The sequence below is a fragment of the Ketobacter sp. MCCC 1A13808 genome (assembly GCF_009746715.1).
GTDB lineage: Bacteria > Pseudomonadota > Gammaproteobacteria > Pseudomonadales > Ketobacteraceae > Ketobacter.
The window spans coordinates 33,105-46,314 of record NZ_VRKW01000004.1; the positions used below are offsets into that span (position 1 = coordinate 33,105).

13 protein-coding genes are annotated in these 13,210 nt (G+C 48.6%); 5 read left to right on the forward strand and 8 right to left on the reverse strand.

Annotation, left to right across the window (positions count from 1 at the left end):
* Positions 1 to 161 precede the first annotated feature (161 nt).
* From FT643_RS09715 to FT643_RS09730, 4 genes are all read left to right on the forward strand, one after another.
* Positions 162 to 1,817 (forward strand): nitrite/sulfite reductase, encoded by a 1,656-nt coding sequence (locus tag FT643_RS09715; RefSeq protein ID WP_156871209.1) that lies wholly within the window; start codon positions 162 to 164, stop codon positions 1,815 to 1,817.
* Positions 1,807 to 2,295 (forward strand): DUF934 domain-containing protein, encoded by a 489-nt coding sequence (locus FT643_RS09720; protein WP_156871210.1) that lies wholly within the window; start codon positions 1,807 to 1,809, stop codon positions 2,293 to 2,295. The genes FT643_RS09715 and FT643_RS09720 overlap by 11 nt, the downstream gene beginning before the upstream one ends.
* A 22-nt stretch (positions 2,296 to 2,317) precedes the next feature.
* The gene (locus FT643_RS09725; RefSeq protein ID WP_156871211.1) at positions 2,318 to 3,370 is read left to right on the forward strand and encodes a methyltransferase domain-containing protein; all 1,053 of its coding nucleotides are present in this window, start codon (positions 2,318 to 2,320) and stop codon (positions 3,368 to 3,370) included.
* Between the two features lie 90 nt (positions 3,371 to 3,460).
* Positions 3,461 to 4,627, forward strand: a complete 1,167-nt coding sequence (locus FT643_RS09730; RefSeq protein WP_156871212.1) for a cation:proton antiporter domain-containing protein — start codon at positions 3,461 to 3,463, stop codon at positions 4,625 to 4,627.
* On the opposite strand, the gene FT643_RS09735 is transcribed toward FT643_RS09730, so the two are convergent.
* From FT643_RS09735 to FT643_RS09770, 8 genes are all read right to left on the reverse strand, one after another.
* Positions 4,624 to 5,628, reverse strand: coding sequence for a YhdH/YhfP family quinone oxidoreductase (locus FT643_RS09735; protein ID WP_156871213.1), 1,005 nt, complete (start codon positions 5,626 to 5,628; stop codon positions 4,624 to 4,626). The two genes, FT643_RS09730 and FT643_RS09735, sit on opposite strands and share 4 nt — an antisense overlap.
* Before the next feature lie 10 nt (positions 5,629 to 5,638).
* Positions 5,639 to 6,676, reverse strand: a complete 1,038-nt coding sequence (sohB, locus tag FT643_RS09740; protein WP_411267807.1) for a protease SohB — start codon at positions 6,674 to 6,676, stop codon at positions 5,639 to 5,641.
* A gap of 92 nt (positions 6,677 to 6,768) precedes the next feature.
* On the reverse strand, positions 6,769 to 7,419 hold the full coding sequence (locus FT643_RS09745) for a hypothetical protein (RefSeq protein ID WP_156871215.1): 651 nt from the start codon (positions 7,417 to 7,419) through the stop codon (positions 6,769 to 6,771).
* Positions 7,419 to 8,243: an NAD(+) diphosphatase gene (gene nudC, locus FT643_RS09750; RefSeq protein WP_156871216.1), complete on the reverse strand. Its 825-nt coding sequence runs from the start codon at positions 8,241 to 8,243 to the stop codon at positions 7,419 to 7,421. The genes FT643_RS09745 and nudC overlap by 1 nt, the downstream gene beginning before the upstream one ends.
* Positions 8,244 to 8,258: 15 nt before the next feature.
* Positions 8,259 to 9,971 (reverse strand): hypothetical protein, encoded by a 1,713-nt coding sequence (locus FT643_RS09755; protein WP_156871217.1) that lies wholly within the window; start codon positions 9,969 to 9,971, stop codon positions 8,259 to 8,261.
* Between the two features lie 294 nt (positions 9,972 to 10,265).
* Complete coding sequence (gene dnaQ, locus FT643_RS09760) at positions 10,266 to 10,982, reverse strand: DNA polymerase III subunit epsilon (RefSeq protein WP_156871218.1); 717 nt, start codon at positions 10,980 to 10,982, stop codon at positions 10,266 to 10,268.
* A gap of 9 nt (positions 10,983 to 10,991) precedes the next feature.
* Positions 10,992 to 11,432 (reverse strand): ribonuclease HI, encoded by a 441-nt coding sequence (rnhA, locus tag FT643_RS09765; RefSeq protein WP_317621989.1) that lies wholly within the window; start codon positions 11,430 to 11,432, stop codon positions 10,992 to 10,994.
* The gene (locus FT643_RS09770; RefSeq protein ID WP_198043455.1) at positions 11,429 to 12,295 is read right to left on the reverse strand and encodes a methyltransferase domain-containing protein; all 867 of its coding nucleotides are present in this window, start codon (positions 12,293 to 12,295) and stop codon (positions 11,429 to 11,431) included. Before FT643_RS09770 ends, rnhA begins: the two co-directional genes overlap by 4 nt.
* Before the next feature lie 114 nt (positions 12,296 to 12,409).
* On the opposite strand from FT643_RS09770, the gene gloB reads away from it, so the two are divergent.
* A complete protein-coding gene (gloB, locus tag FT643_RS09775) occupies positions 12,410 to 13,189 on the forward strand; it encodes a hydroxyacylglutathione hydrolase (RefSeq protein ID WP_198043456.1) in 780 nt (259 codons plus the stop codon).
* Positions 13,190 to 13,210 lie beyond the last annotated feature (21 nt).

Consider the following 13,210-nt stretch of genomic DNA (forward strand, 5'->3'; position numbering starts at 1 on the left):
TCATAAATGGGCATATTGATATTTCAAAATATTCCTTTTATGAATAAAGGCAGGCTGGTACCCTTCACGCCTCTGAAAAACATGAATCCAGTGAAATTGAAACTATAGCCATATTTTACATGTGGTTAGGATTTGCAGACGAGTGTTGTAGAAAGCGAGTTATGTATATATACACAGATTACGATCAGCAATTGTTGAATGAACGAGTTGCCCAATATAGCAGCCAGACTGAAAGGTTTCTGGACGGTAAGCTTACCGAAGAGGAATTCCTTGCACTGCGTTTGCAAAATGGGCTGTATGTTCAACGCCATGCACCCATGTTACGGGTGGCCATTCCCTATGGCATGCTCAACAGCAAGCAGGTGCGAACCCTGGCAGAAATCTCACGGGATTTTGACAAAGGGTATGCGCATTTCAGTACTCGTCAGAATATTCAGTTTAACTGGCCTTCTTTGCCACAGGTGCCGGACATTCTGGCGAAACTAGCGTCGGTTCAGATGCACGCCATCCAAACCAGTGGTAATTGCATCCGCAACACCACAACAGACCAATTTGCCGGGGTTGCCCGTGATGAATTAGCTGATCCCCGGCCTTATTGTGAAATCATTCGCCAATGGAGCACGTTCCACCCGGAATTTGCCTATCTGCCACGCAAATTTAAAATTGCAGTGAATGCAGCTGCTGAAGATCGCGCAGCGATTAAAATGCACGATATCGGTGTGGAAATCGTAAAAAATGATGAAGGCACACTGGGGTTTTCAATCTGGGTCGGTGGCGGCCTGGGGCGTACCCCTATCGTGGGCGAGAACATCACAGATTTTTTACCACAGAAATATTTACTGTCCTACCTGGAAGCGATTTTGCGCGTCTATAACCGCTACGGTCGTCGCGATAATAAATTCAAAGCCCGCATCAAAATTCTGGTAAAAGCACTGGGTATCGACGCATTCCGCGAAAAAGTAGAAGCGGAATGGCAACACATGAAAGATACCGAAATGGATCTGCCTGACGCAGAAATCGAACGCATGAAGGCGTTTTTTACTGAGCCGGCTTACGTCACAGGTTTGGTGGACGATAGTGCTGAATTGCAGCAACATCGAGCAAGCACACCCGGCTTTGATGCGTGGATCAAACGCAATTGCAATCCGCACAAAAAAGTTGGCTACATGTCAGTGACACTGTCGTTAAAAGCTACCTCGGTCGCTCCTGGCGACGTCAGCACAGAGCATTTGTTTGCCATTGCTGACCTGTCTGACAAATACAGCTTTGGTGAACTGCGCAGTACGCATAAGCAAAATGTTGTGTTGGCAGACGTGCGCCAGGATCAACTATATGAATTATGGCAGGAGCTGAAAGCACTGGGTTTTGCAACGGCCAACATCGGTTGCCTGACTGACATCATATGCTGCCCGGGTGGCGAGTTTTGTTCGCTGGCTAACGCAAAATCCATTCCGGTTGCGGAACAAATTCAACGTCACTTTGATGACCTGGATTACCTTTACGATCTGGGCGATATAGAGTTAAACATTTCCGGTTGCATGAACGCCTGTGGTCACCATCACATCGGCAATATTGGTATTCTCGGAGTCGATAAAAAAGGCAGCGAATTCTATCAGGTCTCCCTGGGTGGCAATTCCGGTCGCGATGCAAAAGTCGGTAAGATTATGGGGCCTTCCTTTTTTGAAAACGACATTGCAGACGCGATCACTAAAATCATCGACGTATACGTAGAAAAGCGTATTGAAGGTGAGTCTTTCTTATCAACGTACGAACGTGTAGGAATGGATCCGTTTAAGGAGCGTGTATATGCCGCGTAAAATCATTAAAGACCGCGCAATTGTAGAAGACACATTCACGCTGGTCGAAAGTGAAGCCGCCCTCCCCTCATCCGGTGATATATTAATTGACCTCAGCGTCTGGCCTGAACTGAAAGATAAACTGGATAATTACAGCGGAAATATTGCTGTGAAGGTTCCTGGTGATGCCGAGCCCGAAGATTTCGCTGACGATCTGAATAAACTGGCAATGGTTGCTATCGACTTTCCGGTGTTTAGGGATGGACGGGGTTATTCACTGGCCAGAATACTCCGTGGCCGCTTCAATTTTCAAGGCGAGCTTCGCGCTACCGGAGACGTATTAAAAGACCAACTGTTCTATTTACAACGCTGTGGCTTTAATAGTTTTGCCACTCGTGAAGATCGGTGTATCGAAGACGCGCTGCTTAGTTTACGCGATTTTACCGTCACCTATCAGGCTGATGCCCACGAGAAAAAGCCAATCTATCATCGGCGATGAACACAGCCAAGGAGTCGACAGCATGCATGAGCAAGTGAAAGATTATTACGGTAAAACCCTTCAAAGCTCAGACGACCTTCAATCCAACGCATGCTGTACCGACACCAATATGCCAGCTCACCTGAAGGCAATACTGGCAAAAATACACCCTCAGGTCTCCAGCCGATACTACGGCTGTGGGCTAATTGCACCTGAGGCCCTGGAAGGCATGCACATTCTGGATCTGGGTTCAGGATCAGGCCGGGATTGCTATGTGCTATCTGCCCTAGTGGGGCCCAAAGGTTCGGTGACAGGTGTGGATATGACGCCGGAACAACTTTCCGTAGCGCGTGAATACATCGACTATCATCGACAACAGTTCGGCTTTGATCAGTCCAACGTAGCGTTTTTCGAAGGCTATATTGAGAAGCTGGATGCGCTCCCACTGGGTGAAAATCAATTCGATATAATCATTTCCAATTGCGTTATCAATTTATCTCCGGACAAGGAAGCGGTGTTAAAGCAAGCTCATCGCCTACTCAAGTCTGGCGGCGAGATGTATTTTTCCGATGTTTATAGTGATCGGCGCGTCCCAACGCATTTAACAAATGATGCTCAACTGCACGGAGAGTGCTTGAGCGGTGCACTGTACTGGAATGACTTTATCAATCTTGCCAAGGGTTGTGGCTTTGCTGATCCACGTTTGGTGGAAGATCGCCCCCTAACGATCGACAATCCGGAAATCGAATCCAAGCTGCAAGGTATCCGCTTTTTTAGCGCCACCTATCGACTATTCAAAATCAATGATCTGGAGCCGGCTTGCGAAGATTACGGACAAAGCGTCATTTACAACGGTGGTCTGCCCTATTCAAAAGACGCGTTCCTGTTGGACAAACATCACATAATAAAAACCGGTGAGGTGTTTCCGGTGTGCGGGAACACTTATCGCATGTTAAGCGAAACCCGCTTCAAACCATTTTTCCAGTTCAACGGAAATACAGTTGAACATTATGGCTTATTCGAAGGTTGTGGTAGTGCACTTCCGTTTGATACTGGAAGCACCGGGGCCGAAACTTCGACCAATAGCTGTTGTTAAACCCGCAGCACCCACTACTTACCACGCAAACAAAGATTCCGGCTTTTTAGTTCTTTGCTAAACTGATTAAAACAGCAGAGAGGAGCTTTGATGGGTTCGGAATCCATAGTCTTTTCCATATTCCTGATATTCAGTGGCGCTGCCGTTGTTTCCTCTTTCGCTTTATTTACCCGTCAACCACTCATCGTCGGTTATATCGTTTTAGGAGCCCTGTTCGGACCTTACGGTCTGGATCTGGTGTCCGATAGCAATACCCTTGAGCAAATTAGTCACATTGGCATTGTATTCCTGCTTTTTCTGCTCGGCTTGGATTTACAGCCGAGAAATTTTGGCAAACTCATCGGCCGAAGCGCTATTGTCACTATCACGAGCGGACTGGTATTGTGCCTGATAGGCACGTCGATCAGTCATGCACTGGGCATGCAATGGATTGAATCGGTATTGATTGGTGTGTCGCTCATGTTCTCCAGTACGATTATCGGTATCAAGCTCCTTCCTACGACCATGCTCCACCACAAACGCACTGGTGAGGTGATCATCACTATTTTGTTGATTCAAGATGGCTTGGCAATCGTTACCCTGGTGTTGCTTTCAGGCACCGATCACTTCGATGATTTGACCGCCTGGTTAGGCGTGGCTATTGCTTTGCCGGCTCTAATGTTGGGTGCCCGCTATGCAGTTAGGTGGGTTATCCTGCCGTTACTTATGAAATTTGACCGCTTCCATGAATACATATTTCTGCTTGCCATCGGCTGGTGTCTGGGGCTGGCCGAATTGTCCCAGGCTCTGGGCTTATCTCTAGAGATCGGCGCTTTTATCGCAGGAGTCAGCTTGGCCAACAGCCCCATCGCGCAATACATTGCAGTCAACCTAAAACCATTGCGGGACTTTTTCCTGATTCTTTTTTTCTTTTCAATCGGCGCCGGGTTCGACCTGGGTTTGATCAAAGAAATCTGGCTTGGCGCCGTCCTGCTCACGCTGGCGGTTTTAATACTTAAGCCCTATTTACATGCCAAATTGTTAATCACCCTGGGAGAGCCGAAAAGTATGTCTTGGGAGGCTGGCTTCAGATTGGGTCAGACCAGCGAGTTTTCGTTACTGATTGCGTTTATCGCATCCTCTCAGGGGCTAATCGGCGTGGTCGCTTCTCATGTCATTCAGGCCACTACGATTTTGACCTTTCTGATTTCCACCTATATCGTGGTTTTCCGATACCCCACTCCAATCGCGGTGTCGGACAGGTTACGGCGGGACTAGGCTATTTTTACCAGGTAACGGCCGATATGCGCCCCTTTCAATATCTGCGAAATAGCGTCAGGCAACTGGTCAAGGCTAATGGTGGTGCACATGGACTGTTTGAACTCAGCAAAATTATCGAACAACCACTGGCTGCCAATGATATTCCAGATATCCTGTTTTACGTCCAGGGGCAATTCCACCGAATCCACTCCCAATAAATTAACACCACGAAGGATAAACGGAAATACACTGGTATTGATGTCTCCGCCGGCGACCATACCACAACAGGCGACACTGCCCCCGTAACGAATGGATTTTAGAATATTGCTAAGAATAGGACCGCCAACGGTGTCAATTGCAGCCGCCCACACGGGCTTGTTCATCGGCCGTTTATTGTTGTCCAGCAAGCTATCACGCATCACAATCTCTTTCGCACCCAGCGCTTTTAACATTGCTTCCTGACCGGCTTTACCGGTGGAAGCTATAACGTCAAAGCCCAGGTTTGACAGCAACCAGACGGCGATCGAGCCGACCCCGCCACTGGCACCGGTTACCAATACAGGCCCCTGCTCAGGATCGATGCCTACCTGCAATAAAGTATCAACACACATAGAGGCGGTAAAACCGGCGGTACCAAACACCATGGCATCTTCTGCGCTCAGGTTTTCAGGCCGGTGAATCACCCAATCGGAAGGCACCCGGACATATTCTGCAAAGCCGCCGGCAACATTCATACCCAGGTCATACCCCATGACCAGCACCTTGTCACCACGTTGGAAATGCGTATCGTCTGATGACGCAACAACTCCCGCCGCGTCAATTCCGGGGGTATGCGGATAGCTGCGGGTTACCCCTTTATTACCACTGGACGACAGCGCATCCTTGTAGTTAACGGATGAATATTCTACTTTGATCAGCACTTCTCCGGCTGGTAGGTCCTCTATATTCCGTTCGACTACCGATTGCCTATAGGCACCGTCCTGCTCTGTCACCAGAAAAGCTTTAAACGTATCCGTCATTGCTTATCTCCTAAACTAAGTTTTTGCCTTTGGAGCTCAATGCCACTAAAAGCTTATTCAGTGTGTTTCCCAGGGCGCTTTCCACGGCAAAGCCCAAACGATCGGCCACCGTTTTTTTCACTTCGTAAGAAACTTCGTATACATCGCAATTCTGGCTGGCTTCATACAAATAATCATCACTGGTCTGAATGCGATCAACCAACCCTCGCTCAATGCATTGATTTCCATACCAGTGCTCACCGGTCGCCACTTTTTCAATATTGAGCTCAGGCCGATTGCGTTTTATCAGGTCCTTGAATAGAACATGAGTTTCTTCTATTTCCTCAACAAATTTCTTTTTTCCTTCCGGCGTATTTTCACCTAGCATGGTCACCGTGCGCTTGAACTCACCTGCAGTGTAGATTTCATAGTCGACATCGTACTTTTTCAGGATTTTGTTGAAATTAGGTAATTCGGCAATTACACCGATTGAACCCAGAATGGCAAATGGAGCGGCTACAATTTGCTTCGCGGTGCAGGCCATCATGTAACCGCCACTGGCAGCGACTTTATCAACGCACACGGTTAGGGGAATGTTTTTCTGGCTGAATCTTTCCAGCTGTGAAGAGGCCAGACCATAAGCATGAACTTGACCACCCGGGCTCTCAAGTCGCAGTACCACTTCATCCCGGGGTTCCGCCATCGTTAACACTGCGGTTATTTCCTGCGCCAGACACTCGACGCCGGTGGCTTTGGTATCACCATCGAAATCCAACACAAACACGCGCTTTTTTCGGGTCTGGTCTTTTTGTTTTTTCTTGGCTTTCTCCGCTTTTTTGTATTCTTTTTCCAGCTCTTTCAATTGGTCTTTACTAAGCACAGAATGACGGATCGCGTCCTGCAGATCTTCAAAAAATTCATTCAGCACGGTAACCTGAATCTCACCTTTGTGGTCTCTGCGTTGGCGGGACTGGGCACTGGCGGCGGCTACAGAAATGACCAATATGATGGCGATAACGACCGTTAAGGCTTTGGCCAGAAACAGACCGTAGTTAGTCAGGAATTCTATCAACGTATAAACCTCTTGGAAATTTTAAAGCTGCGCGGATCGCAAATGACAAGCCCCGGCGCGCGAGGCATTAAGATACCGCAAAGGGGTGTCTATTCCCACTCTTTGATGGCGATGTTGGCGCGATCGTTCTCTGGACGGGCTATCAGGCCGTCGGGGGTAAGCTGGACGGTAAAGAGAGCACCATCCGCCATAGGAAGGAAGGTCCCGCTGCCGTACTCGGCATCAAACCACTGAATATGCCGGGACAACGAATCAATTGAGGACCAAAGATCGAAACCGATATCTGGATTACTCAGGGCATAAACGCTACGCGGCTTACTACGCTCATCCTCTAGGGTGTAATAGCGACCCTGAATGCGATCAAGCTTATAGCCGGGTTTACCGCCTAAACTGGCCAAAAGGCCTTTCCACTTTATTACCCGGGCATCGATCTGCCAGAGATCGCCGTGAATTTCGAAAGGGATTTCTGAGCCACTGGAAGCAATAACAATATTCGCTTTGTATAATTGACGTTCCACTTTATCAAAGCTAATGGTGGCGACCGTGATCTCGTCACGAACCGGTTGATAGCCATTCACGTTGAGCGCTGTTAAACCCATAATGACGGCAATAAGCAATAGCACCATGCCTATTGAGCCTTTAACCCAGCCTACAATCCACTCTTTGTTCAGCAACATAAATAACGAAGCGACCAGCGCCAAAACGCTGATAATCGCAAACGGGGCCGTAATCCATTGCATTAACTTTCACCCCTGAATTCTTTTACATAGGTGTCTATTAATGAGCGCGCAATGGAGCCAACCGGCGGAATCATAGGTAGGCTGGTCACAGGCCACCACGCAGCTTCTTCGATTTCCTCGTCTTCAAAAACGAAGCTGCCCCCGGCATATTCTGCATGAAACCCGACCATCAACGAGTGGGGGAACGGCCACGGCTGACTGCCTTTATATTTTAGGTTTTTAACTGTAATACCAACTTCTTCTTTAATCTCACGGTGCACTGTCATTTCCAGAGTCTCACCCGCCTCGACAAACCCGGCCAGGGTAGAAAACAGGCCCGGTGGAAAGCTCGCAGATCGGGCCAGCAAAATGTCCTCACCCTTTGTGACCAGAACGATAATGCAGGGAGAAATTCTCGGGTATTGCGTATGACCACACTGGGGGCAAAGCTTAGCGCGATCCACTTCATGATGAACGGTTTGAGTACCGCAACGGCCACAAAACTGATGATTGGCATCCCATTCAACAATTTGCCGTGCCCGGCCCGCTACCATAAACCACTCCGTATCGACCATCATTGATAAGCGACGAAGCTCATGCAGGCTGAATGGGTGGGGAAGCTCGCTGTCACTTTCCAGTTCAGTGGTAAAGCAGTGCATGCCCTGCATCTGACCTAGATAATGGGTTCCCTTGTGTGGGATGCCCAAAAAGGAAAAACGATCTATTTGCGGAATAACCAGGCCATGCTGATCCTGGAGCATAAGTATCCGCCCCTGATAAAACGCAAACCAGAGACTTTCCCCATCCTGCACTTCGGGCGCAAAAACGCCGGGAATAAAATCCATCAATAACCTTTCCTGTTAAGCAGCGACCGGAAATCCAAGCTCGCGCATGCTTTCTTCGGCAACCTCAAGTATGCCGTCCCCGATAGGTTTGTTATCTTCCATTCCTTCGAGGTAGTAATCAATACTGGACACCGCATCCGCCAGCGTTTCCATAAGCTGATAGGTTGGAGTGAGCGAACCGTCTTTAATCAGTTTCTTATCAATAAACGATTCACAGGCCGACACCACCGCGGCAGCACGATGCAGCTGCAGGAATACCAAACCACCCCAGACGGATTTGAGAGTCGTAGGCACATTATTCAGGTGCATCCCATCCCAGCTGGAATCCATAAAAGAAGTGATTGCGCGTTTTGCCAGGGATAAGCCTGCACGTGCTTCGCCCACCACAACCGTGCGCGCATCATCCAATTGGGTAACCGAAATGCCATCGTTAATGGCATCTTCAGCTGTATTGGACGCTATGCTGCTGTCTGGCCCGCGGCGCGGAGAGAGCGTGGCGATACTGTTTTCTACATACAATAGAGCATCGGCCACTTTGTTAAATTCATCCGATTCCGGGTCAATATCATCGCTTGACCAGTTGCGAACCACATCGGATTTTTCTTTGAAGATGCCTGCCGCTTTACTCAAGCTCAACATAACCAGCGTGTTTGCCACTTTGCGCATGGAATCCGCCGTTGCTTCGAAGCTCTCCTGGTCACCGGATGCGCCACGTGCACCCAGATCGAGAGAGTCCTTAATGTGGTTCAGTTCTTCGGCCAGCGCTTGCGCTACAGAACGAATCACCGACCCGCCCGGCCCGCGCAGAATTTCAATTTCATGCCGTAGATTTTGATCCGTCAGGCCACCGGTATCCAGCTTAAACAGATCGGCCACCTGTTTAAGATATTCACCGTTCGGACCTGCCAGGGAAGCAATATAAACACACTCCTGCACAGTCGCTTTTGACGGCTCCTTGTTGAGAGCACTTTCACCCATAGTAACAACCAATTTAATCTGGCGATCCACCATACCCAACAGGGATTTGCGCGCTACGTTCAATTGAACCAGATCATTTCCCACCGCTTCCAGCACAGCCAGTGTTAACCACCATAATTTTGATAATGGCTTAGTACCGGATAAGTTATCAATACGGACTAACGCTCTGCTCATCAGCTTGGCATTCGCAGACACGCTCTCATTGCGCAAAATTCCGAGCAGCCCCACTTGATACATATGGCGCAGCCGACGGCCAATTTGTAAAAGCTGTTCGATATCGGCCTCTGCAGCCTGTTCTTTCGGGGGTCTTTCGGGGTTTTCACCCAAGTCAAAAAAGATACTTTCTGTCACCAGGGGCTTGCTGAGAAAGAAGCGTATTTCATTTATGGTGGGTACCAACAACACCGGTAAAGCCTGCTTTTTAACTTCCACGTATTCCAAATAATGCATTAACACCATGATGGCGTTACTGATGCCCGCAAGCAGCTTTTCATTATTTGAATCGCTGGTTCGTGCCAGAATTTTATGACCGAGCAGCTCCAGCTCCTCGGACAGCATGGATGCGCCAGGCAAATTAATCAGCCTGAACACGCCTTTTATCTGTGCGAACTGCTCAATAGCGGTTTTCAGACGACCGTCATTATCGGGTTCTTCCACAAACTGTTCCAGATTGGACTCCGCGATAGAAAGCGATTCATCCAGTTGTTCCTTGACCAGATTTAATGAGGCCGAACCTTCAATCGTTAACATGCTGACACCGTATTTTCTTTTAATCGGGTAAAAATCAATCACATAGGAATGTGACAAACCTAACCTAAGAATGTTTATCAATGGTTTCGACTAAGTATAGATTCTTTTTTCTGATTTACTTCAAGAAGGCAGGACCAGAAAAGTCTTAGGTTTAGCCGCTGTGTCTCAGTATAGCTCTAAACAAAGTCGATAACTCATTGTTTAATTGGTTCTTTTAAATTCCAATAACCCGGTTTGTGGGCACTAAAAGCCCATTCCACAGCAGCCATCTGCTTTTGCTTCTAGCGGGGACTCTCAGGACAGCTTTAGCCATATACAGTTACCGTCACTCTCTTTGTCGATCCCCTTGAGGCGGGCTTCATGCTCTACAAGTTCATCAGCCGATGCACGGATCACCTTCAGCGGAGCACGATTCGCAGGCATTGGCTTTATCGTAGCCCCCGTAATACCGCCCTCGTCGCCCTCATCACCGGTTGCCAGGCTTAGATTGGTCTGTCCACCGGTCATCATGAGGTAAACGTCAGCTAAAATTTCGGCATCCAGCAGTGCGCCGTGCAGCTCCCGGTGAGAGTTGTCAATTTCGTAGCGCTTACAGAGAGCATCCAGGCTATTGCGCTGACCAGGGTGCAGCTTGCGTGCCATTTTGAGCGTATCCAGCACCTGGCAATAGTCGGCGACAGCCCCGATGGTGCCTTGCATTAACCCGAACTCATGATTCAGGAAGCCCACATCAAACGCCGCATTGTGAATGACGAGTTCGGCGCCTTCGATGTAGCGCAGAAACTCCTGGGCGATTTGATGAAAACGGGGCTTATCCGCCAGAAACTCATTGGTGATGCCGTGCACTTCTATAGCGCCGTCGTCTATTTCTCTGTCCGGCTGCAGATACCGGTGAAAATTGTTGCCGGTAAGACGGCGATTCAAAAGTTCAACACAACCGATTTCAATGACCCGGTGCCCTTCCGCGGGTTCAAGACCGGTTGTTTCCGTATCCAATACAATCTGTCGCATCAGTGATTACTACCTCATCATTTCTGTGATTGCATCGTTGGCCAATTGATCTACCAGTTCATTTTCACGATGTCCACTATGGCCTTTCACCCAGTGCCATTGCACTTCATGTTGCTGGCTGATTGCGTCCAGCTCCTTCCACAGGTCTGCGTTTTTCACCGGTTGTTTACTGGCATTTTTCCAGCCTTTTTTCTTCCAGCCGTGAATCCACTCCGTGATACCTTTTCTGACGTACTGGGAATCGGTAGTCAGATCCACCTTACAAGGGCGCTTCAGGCTACGTAGAGCTTCTAATGCCGCAGTAAGTTCCATACGATTATTGGTGGTATCCGCTTCGGCTCCTTTCAATGTTTTTTCATGACCGTTATGACGCAGCAAAGCCCCCCAACCCCCCGGCCCCGGATTGCCTTTACAGGCGCCATCGGTAAAAATTTCTACTTCATCCATCATGTTTCCCGTTTATTTGTTTTGTTCCAGTGATTGCGAATGGACGGTTTTGCGATACCGGCTATCGGAATATGCACCAGAGAATCGGTGACCGAGCTGAATCGTGGTTTAATCGGCGTCAGAGTGGATACCTGTTTGGTTGCTACCAGGACGTACACACCGCCCCGCTGACGCCACACTCGCTGCCCCAAATAGGAAATCCAATTGAATAATTTTCGGGTTCGGTCGTTCGCAGTAGGAAGGCCATAAGCGGTACTTTCGTACCCTTCTACATGAAAGTCTAACAATTTTAACCAGTCTGAAAGACGATAAGCGCTAATGAAATTGCCACTCCAGGGCATACGTATCGAGTGCATTTGAACAAATCTGAAAACACCCCATAAACTCCACGGGTTGAATCCAACGATCACGATTTTTCCGCCGGGTATCACCACTCTGGACATCTCCCGCAGCACCCGGTGCGGTGCGCTTGCGAAATCAAGGCTATGGTGAAGAATTGCCACATCTACACTTTCTGTCGCCAGCGCGAGTTCATCCAGATGGCTACAAACGCAACGGTAATAACCGGAATACTGCGGTTGTTCGCACAAATATATTTTATTATGAATGGTGCTGCTTTCGGCCAACCAATGAGGCTCACCAAATCCGGTCTGAACCAGATTGTAGCCAAACATGGAAGGCAAAAGTCTTTCCAGCAACGCTTTCTCCTGTTGCAGGATTTCTTTTCCCAGTTCGGACTTAAACCACTTATTCAATAGTTGGTGCACAAAGCTGCCATGAATCTGCTGAAAGGGCTTAAAAAGTCTGGGTAAGCTCATAATAATGAAATGCCCGTGCACCGTAATGCGGCGTGTTTGGCAGGCCATAAGTCCCATGCTGGGCTTACATTAGCGCTGCTCAAGGTTTAAAGTAGTGCAATTAAGACCTTTAAGATTACCAGATGTTTGAAATGATTTTGAGGATTTATAGGGAATTATTCCATGTTGACCTTACACCCGATCCCCGCCTATGTTGATAATTATATTTGGTGTATTCACGATGCAACGCGTGCCTACGTCGTTGACCCTGGCCAAGCCGAGCCCGTTCAGAGCTACCTAAATAAAAACAAACTCGCTTTGTGTGGCATATTGGTCACCCATCACCATTGGGACCATGTTTCTGGCATTGAAACGCTGACCAAAGAGTATCCGGGGCTGCCCGTCTGGGGGCCTCAACAGGAAACCATCCCCGGCATCACCGTCCCTCTCAGCGCCGATCAAAGAGTTGACCTGGATTGGGACATATCAATGACGGTCTTGGATGTGCCCGGCCACACTCTTGGCCACATTGCCTATTTTGCAGAACAAACGCCGTTAGGGCCGCTTTTATTTTGCGGCGATACCTTATTTTCCTCAGGATGCGGACGCCTTTTTGAAGGCACACCGGGCCAAATGTGGCAGTCGCTCAAGCAATTTCTGGCGCTCCCAGACCAAACTCTGGTCTGCTGTACTCATGAATACACCACCGCAAACCTGCAATTTGCACAAGCGGTAGAACCAGGCAACGCTGATATTACAACGCGCCGGGAAAACGTTGCCTCTCTGAGAGATCAAAATTTACCCAGCCTGCCCTCTACTATCGGACTGGAAAAGCGCGTTAACCCATTCTTGCGAGTAAACGAAGACAGTGTCATCAACGCATTAATTAAAAATAGTGGTAGCCGCCCTGCTGACGCCACCGATTCTTTTGCTAAACTTCGGGCATGGAAAGATTCCTTCTAGCTCCGACATCTGTTCATTTAT

What these genes read in the sequence shown, in the direction of transcription:
- FT643_RS09715 (WP_156871209.1), top strand. Translation starts at nt 162, where the DNA reads ATGTATATATACACAGATTACGATCAGCAATTGTTGAATGAACGAGTT.
- FT643_RS09720 (WP_156871210.1), top strand. Translation starts at nt 1,807, where the DNA reads ATGCCGCGTAAAATCATTAAAGACCGCGCAATTGTAGAAGACACATTC.
- FT643_RS09725 (WP_156871211.1), top strand. Translation starts at nt 2,318, where the DNA reads ATGCATGAGCAAGTGAAAGATTATTACGGTAAAACCCTTCAAAGCTCA.
- FT643_RS09730 (WP_156871212.1), top strand. Translation starts at nt 3,461, where the DNA reads ATGGGTTCGGAATCCATAGTCTTTTCCATATTCCTGATATTCAGTGGC.
- FT643_RS09735 (WP_156871213.1), bottom strand. Translation starts at nt 5,628, where the DNA reads ATGACGGATACGTTTAAAGCTTTTCTGGTGACAGAGCAGGACGGTGCC.
- FT643_RS09745 (WP_156871215.1), bottom strand. Translation starts at nt 7,419, where the DNA reads ATGCAATGGATTACGGCCCCGTTTGCGATTATCAGCGTTTTGGCGCTG.
- nudC (WP_156871216.1), bottom strand. Translation starts at nt 8,243, where the DNA reads ATGGATTTTATTCCCGGCGTTTTTGCGCCCGAAGTGCAGGATGGGGAA.
- FT643_RS09755 (WP_156871217.1), bottom strand. Translation starts at nt 9,971, where the DNA reads ATGTTAACGATTGAAGGTTCGGCCTCATTAAATCTGGTCAAGGAACAA.
- dnaQ (WP_156871218.1), bottom strand. Translation starts at nt 10,982, where the DNA reads ATGCGACAGATTGTATTGGATACGGAAACAACCGGTCTTGAACCCGCG.
- rnhA (WP_317621989.1), bottom strand. Translation starts at nt 11,432, where the DNA reads ATGATGGATGAAGTAGAAATTTTTACCGATGGCGCCTGTAAAGGCAAT.
- FT643_RS09770 (WP_198043455.1), bottom strand. Translation starts at nt 12,295, where the DNA reads ATGGCCTGCCAAACACGCCGCATTACGGTGCACGGGCATTTCATTATT.
- gloB (WP_198043456.1), top strand. Translation starts at nt 12,410, where the DNA reads ATGTTGACCTTACACCCGATCCCCGCCTATGTTGATAATTATATTTGG.